At 72.1% G+C, this 16,015-nt stretch carries 14 protein-coding genes and 1 pseudogene; 10 read left to right on the top strand and 5 right to left on the bottom strand.

The features are described 5' to 3' along the window. Positions 1–29 precede the first annotated feature (29 nt). Entirely contained in the window at positions 30–1,610 is a 1,581-nt protein-coding gene (locus AB5J55_RS33345; protein WP_369274159.1) for a carboxylesterase/lipase family protein, read from the bottom strand. Positions 1,611–2,123: 513 nt separating this feature from the next. Between AB5J55_RS33345 and AB5J55_RS33340 the strand changes: the two genes are divergently transcribed. The 4 genes from AB5J55_RS33340 to AB5J55_RS33325 all read left to right on the top strand — a co-directional run bounded on the left by AB5J55_RS33340 (position 2,124) and on the right by AB5J55_RS33325 (position 6,580). Further along, positions 2,124–3,137, top strand: a complete 1,014-nt coding sequence (locus tag AB5J55_RS33340; protein ID WP_369274158.1) for a hydroxyacid dehydrogenase — start codon at positions 2,124–2,126, stop codon at positions 3,135–3,137. A gap of 401 nt (positions 3,138–3,538) precedes the next feature. Further along, positions 3,539–4,591, top strand: a complete 1,053-nt coding sequence (locus tag AB5J55_RS33335) for a LacI family DNA-binding transcriptional regulator (protein ID WP_369274157.1) — start codon at positions 3,539–3,541, stop codon at positions 4,589–4,591. 118 nt (positions 4,592–4,709) lie between these two features. After that, the gene (locus AB5J55_RS33330) at positions 4,710–5,174 is read left to right on the top strand and encodes an SRPBCC family protein (RefSeq protein ID WP_369274156.1); all 465 of its coding nucleotides are present in this window, start codon (positions 4,710–4,712) and stop codon (positions 5,172–5,174) included. Between the two features lie 248 nt (positions 5,175–5,422). Further along, positions 5,423–6,580, top strand: coding sequence for a ferritin-like protein (locus tag AB5J55_RS33325; protein ID WP_369274155.1), 1,158 nt, complete (start codon positions 5,423–5,425; stop codon positions 6,578–6,580). A gap of 81 nt (positions 6,581–6,661) precedes the next feature. Here the strand turns inward: AB5J55_RS33325 and AB5J55_RS33320 are convergent, their stop codons facing one another. After that, positions 6,662–7,333 carry a ThuA domain-containing protein gene (locus tag AB5J55_RS33320; RefSeq protein WP_369274154.1) on the bottom strand — a complete coding sequence of 224 codons (672 nt, stop codon included), beginning with the start codon at positions 7,331–7,333 and terminating at the stop codon, positions 6,662–6,664. Positions 7,334–7,357: 24 nt separating this feature from the next. Here AB5J55_RS33320 and AB5J55_RS33315 point away from each other — a divergent pair. From AB5J55_RS33315 to AB5J55_RS33305, 3 genes and pseudogenes are all read left to right on the top strand, one after another. Continuing rightward, positions 7,358–7,519 (top strand): annotated as a pseudogene (locus AB5J55_RS33315) (DUF5954 family protein); the annotation flags it as partial. Positions 7,520–7,585: 66 nt separating this feature from the next. After that, the gene (locus AB5J55_RS33310; protein ID WP_369274153.1) at positions 7,586–8,218 is read left to right on the top strand and encodes a VOC family protein; all 633 of its coding nucleotides are present in this window, start codon (positions 7,586–7,588) and stop codon (positions 8,216–8,218) included. Between the two features lie 52 nt (positions 8,219–8,270). Further along, positions 8,271–8,678 (top strand): VOC family protein, encoded by a 408-nt coding sequence (locus tag AB5J55_RS33305; protein WP_369274152.1) that lies wholly within the window; start codon positions 8,271–8,273, stop codon positions 8,676–8,678. Here the strand turns inward: AB5J55_RS33305 and AB5J55_RS33300 are convergent. Both AB5J55_RS33300 and AB5J55_RS33295 read right to left on the bottom strand, forming a co-directional pair. Then, a complete protein-coding gene (locus tag AB5J55_RS33300; RefSeq protein WP_369274151.1) occupies positions 8,655–9,347 on the bottom strand; it encodes a helix-turn-helix domain-containing protein in 693 nt (230 codons plus the stop codon). The two genes, AB5J55_RS33305 and AB5J55_RS33300, sit on opposite strands and share 24 nt — an antisense overlap. 71 nt (positions 9,348–9,418) lie before the next feature. Then, a complete protein-coding gene (locus tag AB5J55_RS33295) occupies positions 9,419–10,360 on the bottom strand; it encodes an AraC family transcriptional regulator (protein WP_369274150.1) in 942 nt (313 codons plus the stop codon). 80 nt (positions 10,361–10,440) lie between these two features. Between AB5J55_RS33295 and AB5J55_RS33290 the strand changes: the two genes are divergently transcribed. Next, on the top strand, positions 10,441–11,292 hold the full coding sequence (locus tag AB5J55_RS33290) for an NmrA family NAD(P)-binding protein (RefSeq protein ID WP_369274149.1): 852 nt from the start codon (positions 10,441–10,443) through the stop codon (positions 11,290–11,292). 38 nt (positions 11,293–11,330) lie between these two features. On the opposite strand, the gene AB5J55_RS33285 is transcribed toward AB5J55_RS33290, so the two are convergent. Beyond that, complete coding sequence (locus AB5J55_RS33285; protein ID WP_369274148.1) at positions 11,331–12,470, bottom strand: YihY/virulence factor BrkB family protein; 1,140 nt, start codon at positions 12,468–12,470, stop codon at positions 11,331–11,333. Between the two features lie 136 nt (positions 12,471–12,606). Here AB5J55_RS33285 and AB5J55_RS33280 point away from each other — a divergent pair, with 136 nt between their 5' ends. After that, the gene (locus tag AB5J55_RS33280; RefSeq protein ID WP_369274147.1) at positions 12,607–14,241 is read left to right on the top strand and encodes an acyl-CoA dehydrogenase family protein; all 1,635 of its coding nucleotides are present in this window, start codon (positions 12,607–12,609) and stop codon (positions 14,239–14,241) included. Positions 14,242–14,640: 399 nt separating this feature from the next. After that, positions 14,641–15,930, top strand: a complete 1,290-nt coding sequence (locus AB5J55_RS33275) for a GAF domain-containing protein (protein WP_369276364.1) — start codon at positions 14,641–14,643, stop codon at positions 15,928–15,930. Positions 15,931–16,015 lie beyond the last annotated feature (85 nt).

Genomic DNA, 16,015 nt, shown 5'->3' with positions numbered 1-16,015 from the left:
AGGCGGCGCCGGGCGGCGTGGCCGTCGGGTCAGTGGCGGCGGACCGCGCCGGGCAGACGAAGCCGGCGTACGACCGATCGCATCTCCGTGCCGCGCGGCGGCGGCGCACCGTCGACAAGGGGCGACGTGGGCACAACCTCGGGTGGGGCGGCCGTGGCCCACAGGGCGAGCTCGGGGTCGCGGGGGCCGAGCGCGGTGCGGGTCTCGCCGTCGCCGAAGATCCGCACCGGGTGCGTGTCGTCCCAGGCCTGCCACCCCGGATCGCCCTCCACCGCGAACCGCACCCACGCCCGGTGCATCTCGTCGGCCAGCTCCTGCGGCGCTCCTTCGCCGGCCAGCTTGCGGGACTCGGGAACGTCCCCGGTGTCGAAGACGAAGCCGAGCTCCAGGGCGTGGCAGGAGCCGAGGGCGGGGAGGGTGGAGGGCCAGGCGAACTCGTACACGTACGACGATCCGGGGCGGGCGTCGGCCAGGCGCTGCAGGGGCCCGCGCAGCAGGTGGTCGGTGACCATCTGACCGACTATCTCGGCGGTGCCGGCCTCGGGGTGCAGGGCACGGTACCCGCGGGGCACGTCGGCGCCGACGCGGCACCGGGCCATGGCGCCGGCCAGGGCGACGGCACCTAGCCGATCGACGCGTTCAAGGAGCCCGCCGGGCACCAGCCACAGCCGGTACTCGTCGCGGGTCCAGCCCATCATCAGGTCGACGCCTGAGGCGGCGTCACCCTCCGTGAGCGCCTCCAGGGGATCCCGGGGGACGATGTCGCCGTCGACGACGATCCCGAAGGCGGGCCCGCCCAAGACGGGGCTGCTGAGCCGGCTCACGTCGGCCTGGGTGCGCAGGAGCAGCTCTCGGTCGACGTCGGCGAAGGCCGCGGCGGTGGCCGGGATCTTCAGCCGGGTGGCCATGCGGCGCACCATCCGCCGTACCTTGTCCCGCTCGGCTGCCTCCGGCGGCCCGCTCTGCAGGATCGCCCGCCGGACCAGGCCCTGGCCCTGCGGGGCGGCGAGCAGCGCGCCGATGCTGATCGCGCCGGCGGACTGGCCGAACAGGGTGATGCGGCCGGGGTCGCCGCCGAACGCCTCGATCGAGGCGTGCACCCACTCCAGGGCGGCCAGCTGGTCGCGCAGGCCGGGGTTGGCGGGGGCGTCCGGGAAGTAGCCGTAGCCCTCGACGCCCAGTCGGTAGTTGACGGACACGAGGACGACGCCGTCACGGGCGAAGGGCCGGCCGTCGTACACGGGCACGCCCGAGGAGCCGCGGGTCAGGGCGCCGCCGTGCAGCCACACCATGACGGGGAGCCGGGCGGCCGGGCCAGGCTCGGGGGTCCAGACGTTGAGATTGAGACAGTCGTCGCCGGGCACGACGGGGTCGGAGAGGTACTGCGCGAACGCCTCGGAGTAAGGCGGTTTGGGCGGCGTCGGCCCGAAGTCCGCGGCCTCGCGCACCCCGTCCCAGGGCTCGGGCGGCACGGGCGGCCGAAACCGGTGCGGGCCGAACGGCGGCGCCGCGTAGGGAATGCCCCGGAACACCGCGACGCCTTCTTCGTATCGGCCCCGCACGGCACCGTAGGGCGTGCTCACCACGGGGTCTGCCCGGACTGCCGTCATACGTCCACCAGCCTCCTCCCCGCGCTCGTGCACCGTGAAGATCAGAGCACCTCATTGTGGCCCGATATTCCGGCGCACGAGCGGTTGTGAGGGCTATTCGGCTTACACGGCTACTTGGCATACATCAGCGTGCCGATGCCGAGCTGGTCGAAGCCGCCGCTGTCGGAGCCGTAGTCACCGCCGCCGCCCTCGAGGGCGACCGAGAAGCACATCGTGCATCTCCGATCCGTGAGGGGGATCAGCTGTGGGTGAGGCCCACCTCGTCGAACTCGGTCGAAGGGCGACAGTGACTTGGCCATCAGCAAGGCAGCCCAGGGGATCGAGGGTTACGTTCTCGCAGAACGGGCCGTCCCTGGCGCCGGTTGCCGGCCCAGGGCGGAGAGCTTCGCTCCTCATCTCACCGATTGACCGGTCCAACGACCAGATCTACGGTAGAAGGCGCTTTCTGAACGTTTTCCGTTCAGGGTCGCCAGTGTCTCGACTCATTGCCCAACTCGGCGCCTCAGGAGAGTCATGCCCAGCCCGCACCCCTTGAGGGCCGTTTTCGCGATGGATCCGGTGTACCTCCCCCTGCTGTTCCCGCCACCGCTCATGGCCCGACTGCGGCAGGCGGCCGAGCTCGACCCCACGCTCGTCGTACGGGACTTCACCGACCCGGCCGCGGCCGGGGTCCTCGCCCGGACCGAGGTGCTCATCACCGGCTGGGGCTGCCCCCACCTCGACACCGACGTCCTCACCGCCGCGCCCGAACTGCGCACGGTATTGCACGCCGCCGGCTCGGTCCGCTCGCTGGTCGGCGACGCGCTGTGGAAGGCCGGTGTCACCGTCTCCAGCGCGGTGACCGGCAACGCGCTGCCGGTCGCGGAGTACACGCTGGCGATGATCCTGCTCGCCGGGAAGGACACCTTCGGCCACCGGGAACGTTTTCGCAGCACCCATGCCTACCCGACGCATCGCGAGACCGCCGCGACCGGCAACGTCGGCCGCAGGGTCGGCGTCATCGGGGCGTCGCGCGTCGGCAGGCGCCTGCTGGAGCTGCTGCGGCCGTTCGACTTCACGGTGCTGCTGCACGATCCGTACGTCAGCGCCGCCGAGGCCGCCGACCTGGGCGCCGAACTGCTGTCGCTGGACGACCTCCTGCGGCGCAGCGACATCGTCAGCCTGCATGCGCCGGACATCCCCGAGACGTACCGGATGCTCGACGGGGAGCGGCTGGGGCTGATCCGGGACGGGGGCGTACTGATCAACACCTCGCGGGGGGCGTTGGTCGATCCCGCGGCGCTCACGGACGAGCTTGTCTCCGGGCGGCTGCACGCGGTGCTCGACGTGACCGAACCGGAGCCGTTGCCTGCCGGGTCGCCGCTGTACCACCTGCCCAATGTCTTCCTGACCCCTCATATCGCCGGGTCGCTCGGGAACGAGCTGGAGCGGCTCGGGCGAATCGTGGTGGAGGAGTTGGAGCGCGTGGTGGGGGGCGGGGGGCTGGTGCATGAAGTTCGGGAGGGTGATTTGGGGCGGGTGGCTTGAGAGTGGGGCGCTGCGGCGCCTTGGCCCTGCAGCTGAAGTGCCGAATGTCTGGCTCGGTCGCCTACGGGGCGCCTCAGCCGGTGTCGTCGGCCCGGTGAGGTGGGTGGGCGCTTGTCCGGCGTTGGGCGAGTGCCCACCCACCTGAAACATGCCCGGCGTTGGGCCCGCAGGCGGTGGATCTCGTCGACTCGGCGTACACGGCCGACTTCACGGGATTCCGTCTCACCTGCTTGGGTGACGCCGGACGCGTTCGAAGTTTCGAAAGCCGCGGTCCGTGCAGTCCTGGGAACTCCGGCCTCTTCCGGACTCATCGCGGCGAACCTAGGGTAGGAAGCGCTTACTGTTTCCGCGCTGGTCGAAACTTTTCAGGGCCCTCGGGCGGGCCGGAGAGGTGGTTCCCGATGGTCCGTACGGGCAGTGCGAGCGTGGCGGCCGGTCCTACCCTGGCGGTCGTGGCCCGTGAGGCCGGGGTGTCCGTGCCGACCGCGTCCAAGGTGGTCAACGGCAGGGAGGACGTGGCCCCCGAGACCCGCCGCCGGGTCACCGAGGCGCTGGACCGGCTCGGCTATGTCCGCAGACCACGCTTCGACGCGGCGAAGACGCCCGGGCTGGTCGACCTCGTCGTGCACTCCCTGGACAGCTCCTGGTCGGGCGCGGTGCTGCACGGGGTGGAGGCGGCGGCCCACGACGCGGGCCTGGAGGTGGTGGTCTCGGCCGGGCTGACCCGGACGCGGGGCGGCCGTCCGGAGCGCGGCTGGCTGGACAAGCTCATCGCGCGCGGCTCGTCCGGGGTGCTGTTCAACCTGGCCGAGCTGACGGCGTCGCAGTACGCCTGGCTGGAGCAGCACCGCGTCCCGTTCGTGATGATCGACCCGGTGCTGGATCCACCGCCGGGCGTGGTGTCGGTGGGCGCGGCGAACTGGCACGGCGGCGTCCTCGCCACCGAGCATCTGCTGGCGCTGGGCCATGAGCGGATCGCCGTGATCGCCGGTCACCAGCGCAAGATGTGCAGCACCGCCCGGGTGGCCGGCTACCGCTCGGCGCTCGCTTCGGCCGGGGTGCGGCACCGTCCCGAGTACGTCCGGCACGCGGGCTTCGACGAGAGTCTCGCCCGCCGCCGGATGCTGGAGCTCCTCGACCTGCCCGAGCCGCCGACGGCCGTCTTCGTCTGCTCGGACCGGATGACCCTCGGTGTGTACGAGGCGCTGGCGGAACGCGGGTTGAGCGTGCCCGACGGCATGAGCGTCGTCGGCTTCGACGATCTGCCGGAGGCCCGCTGGATCGCCCCGGCCCTCACCACGATTCGGCAGCCGCTGTCGGAGATGGCGGCGACGGCATTGCACCTGCTGGTGCGGATGATGGACGGGGAGCGGCCGGAGAGCACACGGACGGAGTTGTCGACCCGGCTGGTGGAGCGGGCGAGCTCGGCGGGGCCGCGCGGGCTGTCCCGCTGAGTGCTTCACCTGGTTGGCCGGAGCGGGCCCCCACTACGGGTGCTGGGGGTGCCCGGGGCCGCTAGCGTCGAAGGGCAGGTCGAGCAGCCCAGGATCTTCCAGAAGGAGCGTGGTCGGTGTGGCCCGGAACCGCCGTCTGATCCTGAGCTCCCCGTCGAGGGTCTGGAGCCTGCTGTCCGACGGCCGTCGCTACGGGGAGTGGGTGTCGGGAACCCAGCAGGTCCGCGCCGCCGACCCGCACTGGCCCGCCGTGGGCGCCCGTCTGCAGGTCCGGGTCGGCGTGGGCCCCGCGGTCCTGGACGACACGTGCGTCGTGCGGATCTGCGAACCGGAACGCCGTCTGGAGCTGGAGGCGAAGGCCGACCCCTTCGGCGCGGCCCGCATCGCCATGCAGTTGATCCCGTGGGGCGAGAACACCCTCTTCATCCTCGACTGGCATGCCCTGCGGGGCCCCGGCGTGCGCATGCACGGGCTCCCCGTCGACTACCTCGTAAGGATCCGCAACGGCATGATGCTGACGAAACTCGCCCGCATCGCGGTGCGCGAGGCAGGCGACAGGACCGTCGACGCCCACATGCACTGAACGGTGCTCCGGTGCCGTGCCGACCTTGACGGGTTCGACGCCGACGGGCGGCTGTGGCTGTTCCAGAGCCGCCCGATCACCGCTATGCCGTGTTGGACCGACAGGGTGGTTGATGCGCCGCTCGGCCCGTCCGCCCTGGTGGTGACGTTGATCGTTGCTAGCTTCGCGAGCTGTCCGAGGGTCCCGAGGGCATCGAGCCGAGGTGGGGCCATGGCGATGAGCTGAGGCGAGGGTCGAGAGTGACGGGTATGAGCGAAGAGTCGGACCGGCAGACAGTTGCCCCGTTCAGGCGCAGGAGTTTCCTGGCGTCGGCCGCGCTGGCGAGCGGCACCCCGGCCGCGGTCGCGGTCGCCGGACCCGCGCAGGGTGCCGCACTACCGGCAGGCGGTGCGCTCGCGGCGCCCGCCCTCGGGTCCGTGGCGCGGCTGCTGGCCGTTCCCCGGGAAGGCCGCGGAGTCGACTGGATCAGGTCGGCCCTTCAGGTCGCCGTCGAACTGGAACTCGCCACCATCCCGCCCTACTTCTGCGGCTTGTGGTCCGTGAAGGACCGCCGCAGTGAGGTCGCGCGGCTGATCCAGCGCATCGTCGGCGACGAGATGTACCACCTCGGCATCACCTGCAACCTGCTCGTGGCCGTGGGCGGAAGACCGCAGATCAAGGCCGCCGCGCCCGTCTACCCGGGCCCGCTGCCCGGCGGTGTCCGTGCCGGAGTGAACGTCTACCTGTCGGGCCTCACCAAGGCCTTCGTGCGCGATGTGATGATGGCGATCGAGGCCCCCGAGGAATCTCTCGTCCGGAGCGTGCAGACCTCACCCACCGTCGGCGAGTTCTACGAAGGGCTGCTGAACGCGTTCCGGACCGAGCGGCCGCAACTGTCGGTGCGGGGTCAGCTGTCCCAGTACGTCTTCTCCGACGACCTGTCCCCGGTCGAGAACCTCGACCACGTCGAGCAGGCCATCCGGATCATCATGGAGCAGGGCGAGGGCACCACCAGTTCACCGTCCGCCTCCTTCGAGGACGACCACCCCGCGCACTACTACGCCTTCGGCGAGATCTACCACGGCCGGGAGCTGCGCCGGACGGACGAGGGCTGGCAGTACGTCGGGCCGCCCGTGCCCTTCCCCGACGTACGCCCCATGGCCCCGATCCCGGTCGGCGGCTGGCCCAACCCGCCGGCCCAGGTCCGCGGGCTCCTGCACCGGTTCGACGCCACCTACAGCACCGTGCTGGACACCCTCGACGCGGCCTGGGCCGGCGGCGGCCACCGCACCCTGGGCGCGGCCATCCACGCCATGCGCGGCCTGGAGGGGCCCGCCGTGGAACTGATGGAGACCCGCAACCCCTACGTCCCCGGCACCTACGGCCCCCAGTTCCACGCACTCAGCAGGCGGCTCCCGGCCTCCTGACGCCGTCAACGGCGGCCGCGCACAGCGGGCGCCGGCGCGAGACGAACGCGCCGGAGCCCGTCGGCCCGCGCCGCCGTCCGACTACCGTCCCTCCGCACGACCCGCACGGCCCGGCCTCGCCGCCCAGTCGATCCCGCCGAGGAGATGGGCTCGGAAGCCGGGATCGTCGTAGGCCTCGGCGGCGTGCCCGAGCGCCGTGTAGAAGACGCGCCCGGCTCCCTGCTCACGGCACCACACCAGGGGGTGGTCCCCGCCCATGCCGCCTCCGTCGTACGACGACTCGTCGGCGCGGGCCAACACCCGTACCGTGCCTCGGGGGTTGGTGCGGAAGTCGTACCACTCGTCGACGAAGTCCCATACGGCGGGCAGGTGCCGGGTGGCCGGGTGCTCGGGGTCCTCGACGACCACCTTGCCCGGCTGGTACTCGGGGTGCCGGTCGAACCGGGCGCCCAACAGCTCGCCGTAGTACGGCCAGTCGTACTCGGTGCAGGCCGCCGCGTGCACTCCGACGAAGCCACCGCCCGCATCGACGTATGCGGCGAGCCGCTCACGGCCGGCGGGGGTGAGCACCTCGCCGCTGGTGGAGAGGAAGACGACCGCTGCGTAATCGTCCAGGGATTGCTCGAAGGCCGTGGGGTCCTCCGTGTGGTCGACTTCGAAGTCACCGATAGTGCGTACGGCCTCGACGCCGGCCGGGATGGACGCGTGCCGGTAGGCGGTGGTGCGGGTGTGGACGAGCAGTCGCACGGACATACGGTCGAGCGTAGCGGCCCAACAGCCAGGGTTGACGGGCCACTTCATTCCCGGCGAGCCGCGCGCACGCTCCGGACGGGCCCCGACGGACCGGAGCCCCCGCGCCCGTCGGACGTGGACGAGTACGGCCCCATGAAGATCCATCCGACCCTGCTGGAGGACGGCACGGTCATCCATGACCGGTGACCCTCGCCCTCCGCCTGGCGCACAGGTGTTCCTTATCGCGCGCCGCTCTGCGTAGCCTCGGCTGCGATGAACGCCATTCCCGCGCTCCTTGACCATCTCGTCCTCGCGACGCCCGACCTGTCCGCCACGGTCGCCGACTTCGCCCGCCGCACCGGCGTGACCCCCGCCCCGGGCGGCGTGCACGTCGGGCTCGGCACCCGCAACTACCTGGTGTCGCTGGGCGGCACGAGCTACCTGGAGATCATCGGGCCGGACCCCGAGCAGTCCGCGCCCGGCGGGCCCCGCCCCTTCGAGGTCGACGGTCTCACCGCCCCGCGCACGGTCACCTGGGCGATCAGCCCGCCCGACCTGGACGCCGCCATCGCCGCCGCCCGGGGCCGGGGCTACGATCCTGGCCCGGCGCAGTCGATGAGCCGCCGCAGACCCGACGGCACCCTGCTGGAATGGCGGCTCACCGACGGCGACGACGCACACCCCTCCGGCCTCGTGCCCTTCCTCATCGACTGGAGCGCCACGGTCCACCCCACCGCCTCGGACCTGCCCACCACCCCCCTGCTGTCCCTGTCCGCGAGCGCCCCCGAGCCGGACGAGATCCGGCCCCTGCTGGCGGCCCTCGGCACGGACCTCGACCTCAGGGCGGGCCCGGTGGGGATCACTTTCACGGTGGGCACGCTCTTGGGACCGGTGACCTTCGATTGAGGTGTCCGATTCCTTCAAGACCGGACGGCTCGGGCGTGCCTACGGTGGCCGCATGACTCCACGATTCGATGCCATCGGCCTGGTCGTCTCCGACATGGCCGCCTCTGTCCCCTTCTACCGCCGCCTCGGGTTCGCGTTCCCCGCGGGCGCCGGGAACGAGCCGCACGCCGAGGCCGAACTGCCGGGCGGGCTGCGGCTGCTGCTCGACACCGAGGAGACGGTGCGGTCCTTCCTCCCGGAGTGGCAGCCGCCCACGGGCGGCGGCCGGCACTCGCTCGCCCTGCGGTGCGACGATCCGGCGGAGGTCGACGCGGTGTACGAGGACCTGGTGGGCGCCGGTTACCACGGCGAGCTCAAGCCGTGGGACGCCTTCTGGGGCCAGCGGTACGCCTCCGTCCATGACCCGGACGGCAACGGCGTCGACCTCTTCGCGCCGCTAGCCGCCGCTCCGGCCGAGTAGCTCGCCGAGCGGCACGCCCGACAACTCCTTGACGTCCCGCGCCAGATGAGCCTGATCGGCGTACCCCGCCCGGACGGCGGTCTCCGCGAAGGCGACGCCGTCCCGCGCCAGTGCGAGCGCGCGTTGCAGCCGCAGGATCCGCGCCAGTGTCTTGGGGCCGTACCCGAAGGCGGCCAGGCAGCGACGGTGCAACTGGCGGGCGCCGTAGCCGAGTTGGTCGGCGGTGGCGGAGACGGGGTGGCCCGAGTCGAGGGCGGTGACGACCTGCCGCAGCAGCGGGTCCGGCCGCTCCGCGTCCGCGGCCCGCTCCAGCGCCACGTCCTCGAGCGCGGTCACCGTGTCGGCCGAGGCCTCGATACGGCCACGCAGCCGTCGTACCTCCGAGGCCGGCCACAGGTCCGCGAGGTCGACTCGCCGGTCACGCACTTCGTGCGCGGGCACCCCGAGAAAGCCGGGCGCGGTCCCCGGGTAGAACCGCACGCCCGCCCAAGCGGTCGGCTCCCCTCCGGTGACGTACGCACGTGTGTCGGGCCCGGCAACGAGCAGCCGCCCGTCGTTCCAGAGCAGATCCATGCACCCGTCGGGCAGAACCCGCCCCGCACCGGGCCCACCGGGGGTGTTCGTCCACACCACGGCACCAGGCAGCCGGGACGCGCGCTCCGCGTACATGCAGGCGAGGCTACGCCGCAACGCCCTCAGGGGCGCGGGGGCTGTGTCGATCTGCGGCTCTGCCGCATGCACTACCCCACGACAACCCGGCCCCGATGCTCCTGCGGACTCAGCCCGTAAACCCGCTTGAACGCACTGGACAGCGCGAACGCACTCCCGTACCCGACCCGCCGCGCGATCGCGTCCAGCGTGTCGTCGGTGTCACGCAGCGCATCCGCCGCGAGTGCGAGCCGCCATCCCGTGAGGTACGTCATGGGCGGCTCCCCCACCAGCTCGGTGAAGCGCCGGGCCAGCGCGGCCCGGGACACCCCCGCCTTCATGGCCAGCGTGGCGACCGTCCAGGGGTGCGCGGGGTCGTCCTGGACGAGCCGCAGCACGCGGCCGACCACGGGGTCGGCGAGCGCCGCGTACCAGGCCGGTGCCGCCGCCTCCGGGCGGGAGAACCAGGCCCGCAGCGCGGCGATGACCAGCAGGTCGAGCAGCCGGTCCAGGACGACCTCCTGGCCGGGCTCGTCGCGGACGATCTCCTCCATGAGGTACGGCGTGAGGGGGCAGTCCCACACGTCGGCGGGGAGGGCCAGCAGCGGCGGCAGCGCGTTCAGCAGCCGCCCGCTCACCTCGCCCTGCCACAGATAGGTGCCGATCAGCATCACGGCCGAACCGTCGAGCCGGTCGCCCCAGGTGCGCACGCCGAGATCCATCGAGCCGTTGAGGGAGCGGCCGTCGGGGTAGCGGCACTCGGCGCCCGGCAGGATCAGGGCCTGGGGTGCGGTGCCGGGGTCGTCGGCGCAGACGTACGGGTCCGGGCCGCGGGCGATGGCGAGGTCCCCGGGGCGCAGCCGGAGCCGCTCCCCCTGGTCCGGGATCACCCAGGCGTCGCCGCGGACCATGACCATGACGGTGAGCGGGGCGCGGTCCTCGACGCGAATGGCCCACGGCGGCTCGAAACACGCGCGGATCATGAAGGCGCCGCGCGCGCGTGGGCCCTCCAGAAGGCCGGCGAGAGCGTCCATGGCCTCAGCGTAGACGTCCGCGCATGGGAATGAGCCGTTCAGCGATGGGCTGTTGGGGCGCGCGCCAGTTGACTTGAGGCATGACGGAAAACGCAGCCGACAAGGCGAACACGCAGCGGATGACGGTAGTGGTGACCGGTGCCTCGGGTCGTACGGGGAGCCGGGTGGCGGAAGCGGCGCGCGGGGCGGGGCTGACGGTACGGGCCGCCTCCCGGGCGCAGGGCTTCGACTGGGAGAACCCGACGACGTGGGCGGAGACCCTGCGCGACGCGGACGCGGCGTATCTGATGTACCCGTCCGACGTCGGGTCCCCGGCGGCGGCGGAGGGCGTCGGCGCGCTCGCGCGGGAGGCGGTCGGGCTCGGCGTACGACGGCTGGTGCTGCTGTCGGCACGCGGTGAGGACCAGGCGCTGCCGACCGAGGAGGCGCTGAAGTCGTCCGGCGCGCACTGGACGATCGTACGAGCCACGTGGTTCGCGCAGAACTTCAGCGAGGGGCCGCTGGTGGAGGGCATGGTCCACGGGGAGCTGGTCTTCCCGGCGGGCGAGGTGAAGGAGCCGTTCGTCGACGTGCGCGACATCGCGGACGTGGTGACGGCCGTGCTGACCTCGGGCAACCGCCATGTGGGCCGGACGCTGGAGCTGACCGGGCCGCGGCTGCTGTCGTGGCGGGAGGCGGTCGCGGAGATCTCCGAGGCGACGGGCAGCAAAATCACGTACACACCGGTCCCGACGGCGGCGTACGGCGAGGCCCTGGCGGGTTTCGGAGTGCCGCCCGAGGAGGTGGAGCTCCTGGTCGAGGTCTTCGAGACCCTCATGGACGGCCGCAATGCCCATGTGACGAACGACGTCCGCGAGGTGCTCGCCCGAGCGCCGCGGGACTTCTCCGACTTCGTGCGGGAAGCCGCGGCGGCAGGGGCGTGGAAGGCCTGAAGCCCTGCTCTTCGGGTCTGTCGGTCCTCTCGGGCCGCTCAGTCCTCCGGCTTGTGCGGCGGATGCGTGTGGGTGCTCTTCACATGCGTCCGCAGCCGCGACGACAGGTCCTCCGGCGGCAGGAAGCGGGACCAGCGCTCGGGGAACTCCGACGGCATGTCCGGGTCGTCGGGGTCCTGCTCCCGGCTCGCGGCGTGGCGGGCCACGTACTCGGCGACCTGGGCCTCGCGCATCCGCTCGTTCGCGGCGCGGGCCGCGGCCGTCGCGGCGGCCGGCCAGACCCGGTCGATCGCGGCGTTGACCGCGGCCCCGACGAGCACGGCGAACGCGGACACGCCGATCCACAGCAGCACGGCGACGGCGGCGGCGAGGGAGCCGTAGATCGTCGCGCCCTCGATCGTGTTCGTCAGGTAGATCCGCAGCAGGAAGCTGCCCAGCACCCACATGGCGAGGGCGACCAGCGCGCCGGGCACGTCCTCGATCCAGGGTGAGCGGACCGGCACGGACACGTGGTACAGCGTCGTCAGGAACGCGATCGACAGGACGATCACGACCGGCCAGTACAGGACCTGCACCAAGGTCTCCGACCACGGCACGATCCGCACCACCGCGTCCGGCCCGGCCACCATCAGCGGCAGCGCCACCGAGCCGATCAGCAGCGCCGCGATGAACAGCAGGAACGCCACCAGCCGCGTCCTGACGATGCCGCGGACGCCGTCGAGGCCGTACATCACGGTGATGGTGTCTATGAAGACGTTCACCGCGCGCGACCCCGACCACAGGGCGAACAGGAAGCCGACGGAGATCACGTCGGGGCGGCCGCCGTTCATCACGTCGTCCAGGATCGGCTGGGCGATCTGGCGCACGCCCTTGTCGGACAGGACGGTGCGGGAGGCCTCCAGGATGTTGGTCTCCAGGCTGGTGATGGTGTCGGTGCCGGTCCAGTCGTCGACGTAACCGAGGAGGCCGATGAGGCTGAGGAGGAGCGGTGGCACGGACAGCAGCGTGAAGAACGCCGCCTCGGCCGCGAGCCCCAGGATGCGGTACTCGATGCAGGAATTGACGGTGTCCTTGAGCAACAGCCAGGCGGTCCTGCGCTTCGACACGTTCCGGTAGAGGGCACGTGCCCGATGAAGACGGCCGGAGGGCCGCTGGGGGGATTCACTTGCTGGCTGCACGACCTAAAGGTATCCGCCGTACGGGGGCGCACTCACCGCGGCGCCGGGTGCGCGCCCTCACCACCTGCCCGATCGCGCGCGCCGGTGCCGTGTCAGGGTGGATACCACCGTTCTACGGAGGGGTAGGTTCACAGCCATGGCAGGCAGCACGCACACCGTGACCAACCAGCCCCCGCCCTTGGTCGACTACGACGCCTACACCACCGATCGGGCCCTGAGCTCGGCCGTCGAGCGTCATCTCGCCCCTGAGCTGCTGGACGAGGTCCGGGGCGAGCTGTCGGGGCTCGGCAAGTCCTGTGGATCGGCGCAGCTGCAGGAGTGGGGGGTGCTGGCCAACGAGAACCCGCCGACGCTGCGCACCCACGACCGCTACGGCCACCGCGTCGACGAGGTCGACTTCCATCCGTCCTGGCACCGGCTGCTCGGCAAGGGCGTCTCGGCGGGCCTGACCGCGGCCTGGGTGCGGCCGGGCGGGCATGTGCGGCGGGCGGCCGCGTTCCTGCTGTGGACGCAGATCGAGGCCGGCAACTGCTGCCCGCTGTCCATGACCCATGCGGCGGTGCCCGCGCTGCGCACCGACCCCGACCTCGCCGCCGTGTGGGAACCGCGGCTGACGTCCATGATCTACGACCGTGAGCTGCGGCCTGCCCGGCTCAAGGCGGGTGCCCTGTTCGGGATGGGCATGACGGAGAAGCAGGGCGGCAGCGACGTACGGGCCAACACGACGGCGGCGCGGTCCCTCCCCGACGGGGAGTCGTACGAGCTCACCGGACACAAATGGTTCTGTTCGGCACCCATGTCGGACGGGTTCCTCGTGCTGGCGCAGGCACCGGGCGGCCTCACCTGCCTTCTCGTGCCGCGCGTGCTGGAGGACGGCACCCGCAACGTGTTCCGCATCCAGCGGCTCAAGGACAAGCTGGGCAACCGCTCGAACGCCTCCAGCGAGGTCGAGTTCGACGGGACGTGGGCGCGCCGGGTCGGTGAGGAGGGGCGCGGGGTGCGCACCATCATCGAGATGGTGGCCGCGACCAGGCTCGACTGTGTGCTGGGTTCGGCGGGGCTGATGCGGCAGGCGGTCGCGCAGGCGATCCACCACTGCACGCACCGCGAGGCGTTCGGCGGGAAGCTCGTCGACAAGCCGCTCATGCGCAACGTCCTGGCCGACCTGGCCGTCGAGTCCGAGGCGGCGACCACCCTCGCCCTGCGGCTCGCGGCCGCCTACGACGACGGCGGCGAGCAGGAGCGGGCACTGCTGCGGATCGCGGTGCCGACCGCCAAGTACTGGGTGACCAAGCGATGTACGCCGCTGACGGTCGAGGCGTCCGAGTGCCTGGGCGGCAACGGGTACGTCGAGGAGTCGGGGATGCCCCGGCTGGTGCGGGAGTCGCCGCTGAACTCGATCTGGGAGGGGGCGGGCAACGTTCAGGCGCTGGACGTGCTGCGGGCGTTGCAGCGGGAGCCCGCGGCGTTCAACGCCTATCTCCAGGAGGTCGGCAAGGCGCGCGGCGCCGATCACCGGCTGGACGCGGCGATCAAGGGCCTGCTGACCGAACTGGCCGATCTGGACGGCATCGAGGCCCGCGCCCGCCGCCTGACGGAGCGGCTCGCACTGGTCCTGCAGGGCTCCCTGCTGGTCCGTTACGCGCCACCCGAGGTCGCCGACGCGTTCTGCGCCTCACGGTTGGGCGGCGACGGCGGCGCGGCCTTCGGAACCCTTCCGCACACCCTGGACCTCGGGTCGATCATGGAGCGAGCGCGGCCGGTTGCCTGAGAGGCTCAGCAATCCGGTCGAGGATGCGGCCGCCGAGCTCAGGGGCGCGGGGCCGTATCGATATTGCGGCTCCGCCGCGTGGGTGCGACCAGCCGCAACGAACCCGCAGCCGCCAACGCGCAGAAAGCCGCACCCCCTGTCGCGAACACGGCCCAACCGTAGGAGACAGGGGTGGTGCTGCGCCGACACGGCACCACCCCTGCGCTTGGCCCGTTCGAGGCCACGAACGCCGCTCGGGACGGCGTTGCTCAAGTCTCAATCAGGCCAGAGCGGTCCACCAGGGTTGCAAGGGGTTGCAACTTGTTGGCGACTGTGTGCGGAGTGTGTGCCTCCGCGAGCGTCGGGCGGCACTATGAGACACACAGTCAAAACGTGGACGAGTCGAACCGGGAGGGACCCTTGGCGCTCTCGCCGACGGACGTGACACAGCTGGCCGTCGTGGACTCCGGGCGGGCCGCGCGGGTACTCAGCGAGGTCCGCGCGGCCACGCTCGCCGGACAGCGCGCGCCAGTCGCGCCGCGCCCGGTGATCGAGCAGTCCTGGGACCGCATGCTGCGCAGCGGTGTCGATCCGGACCACGACGCCCGGTCCGGGCTGCTGTCCCGCGAGGAGGTGCAGCGACGCCGGGAGACCACCGCGCTCAAGCACGTCCTGCCGGTCCTGCGCGAGGGCCTGCTGGCGGTCGCGGACATCGCCCACCACATCATGGTCGTCGCCGACGACGAGGGCCGGGTGCTGTGGCGGGAGGGCAACGCCTCCGTGCTGCGCAAGGCCGACAGCCTCGGGTTCGAACTCGGCGCCGACTGGCGGGAGAGCGTCGTCGGGACGAACGGGGTGGGCACGCCCGCGGTGGTGCGCCGGCCCGTGCAGGTCTTCGCCTCCGAGCACTTCCAGCGCTCCCAGACGTCCTGGACCTGCACCGGCGCCCCTCTCACGGATCCGCGGGACGGCCGGCTGATCGGGGTGGTGGATGTCAGCGGCCCCCTGGAGACCATGCATCCGGCCACGCTCGCCTGGGTCGACTCGGTGGCCAAGCTCGCCGAGGCCCGGCTGCGGGAGCTGCACCTGAACTCGCTGGAGCGGTTGCGCGCGGTGGCGGCGCCGGTGCTGGCGCGGCTGCCCGGGCGGGCCCTGGTGGTGGACCGGGACGGCTGGACCGCCGCGGTGAGCGGGATGCCGTACGCGAACCGGATCGCGCTGCCCAAGTCCCTGTCGCCGGGCCGACGGTGGCTGCCGCCGCTCGGTCTGTGCTCGGTGGAGCCGCTGGCGGGCGGCTGGCTGCTGCGGGCCTCCGAGGAGCCGGTGCCGCCCGGCGCGACGCGGATCGCGCTGGACCTGACGCAGCCGCGCCGCTGGTCGGTGACGGTGTCCGGCAGCGCGGGCTCCTGGAGCCATGAACTGAGTCCCCGGCACGCCGAGTTGCTCTATCTTCTGGCCCTGCACCGGTCCGGCCGCAGTGCGGCGGGGCTGGCGGAGGACGTGTTCGGCGACCCGGGCCGTACGGTGACGGTGCGTGCCGAGATGTCGCGGGTGCGGCGCTACCTCGGGGGCTTTCTGGAGCACCGGCCGTACCGCTTCCGCGAGGACACCGAGGTCGAGGTGCAGCTGCCGGACGAGCCGCGCGATCTGCTGCCGTATTCGACGGCGCCCGCGGTGGTGCGGGGGCGGATCTCGGCCGATCTGCCCTGACTGGCGTGTGTCTTCCGCATATTTACGGGGTCTTAGTCCGCAAGCGTGCCCAACTGCCGTAGCATCCCGGTACGGGCCGCCCCAC

It is taken from the genome of Streptomyces sp. R11 (assembly GCF_041051905.1).
Taxonomy (GTDB): Bacteria; Actinomycetota; Actinomycetes; order Streptomycetales; family Streptomycetaceae; genus Streptomyces.
The sequence above is the reverse complement of the archived record's forward strand: the minus strand, read 5'-3'. Positions and strand labels throughout refer to the sequence as shown.

What these genes read in the sequence shown, in the direction of transcription:
- AB5J55_RS33345 (WP_369274159.1), bottom strand. Translation starts at nt 1,610, where the DNA reads ATGACGGCAGTCCGGGCAGACCCCGTGGTGAGCACGCCCTACGGTGCC.
- AB5J55_RS33340 (WP_369274158.1), top strand. Translation starts at nt 2,124, where the DNA reads ATGCCCAGCCCGCACCCCTTGAGGGCCGTTTTCGCGATGGATCCGGTG.
- AB5J55_RS33335 (WP_369274157.1), top strand. Translation starts at nt 3,539, where the DNA reads ATGGTCCGTACGGGCAGTGCGAGCGTGGCGGCCGGTCCTACCCTGGCG.
- AB5J55_RS33325 (WP_369274155.1), top strand. Translation starts at nt 5,423, where the DNA reads ATGAGCGAAGAGTCGGACCGGCAGACAGTTGCCCCGTTCAGGCGCAGG.
- AB5J55_RS33320 (WP_369274154.1), bottom strand. Translation starts at nt 7,333, where the DNA reads ATGTCCGTGCGACTGCTCGTCCACACCCGCACCACCGCCTACCGGCAC.
- AB5J55_RS33310 (WP_369274153.1), top strand. Translation starts at nt 7,586, where the DNA reads ATGAACGCCATTCCCGCGCTCCTTGACCATCTCGTCCTCGCGACGCCC.
- AB5J55_RS33305 (WP_369274152.1), top strand. Translation starts at nt 8,271, where the DNA reads ATGACTCCACGATTCGATGCCATCGGCCTGGTCGTCTCCGACATGGCC.
- AB5J55_RS33300 (WP_369274151.1), bottom strand. Translation starts at nt 9,347, where the DNA reads ATGTACGCGGAGCGCGCGTCCCGGCTGCCTGGTGCCGTGGTGTGGACG.
- AB5J55_RS33295 (WP_369274150.1), bottom strand. Translation starts at nt 10,360, where the DNA reads ATGGACGCTCTCGCCGGCCTTCTGGAGGGCCCACGCGCGCGCGGCGCC.
- AB5J55_RS33290 (WP_369274149.1), top strand. Translation starts at nt 10,441, where the DNA reads ATGACGGAAAACGCAGCCGACAAGGCGAACACGCAGCGGATGACGGTA.
- AB5J55_RS33280 (WP_369274147.1), top strand. Translation starts at nt 12,607, where the DNA reads ATGGCAGGCAGCACGCACACCGTGACCAACCAGCCCCCGCCCTTGGTC.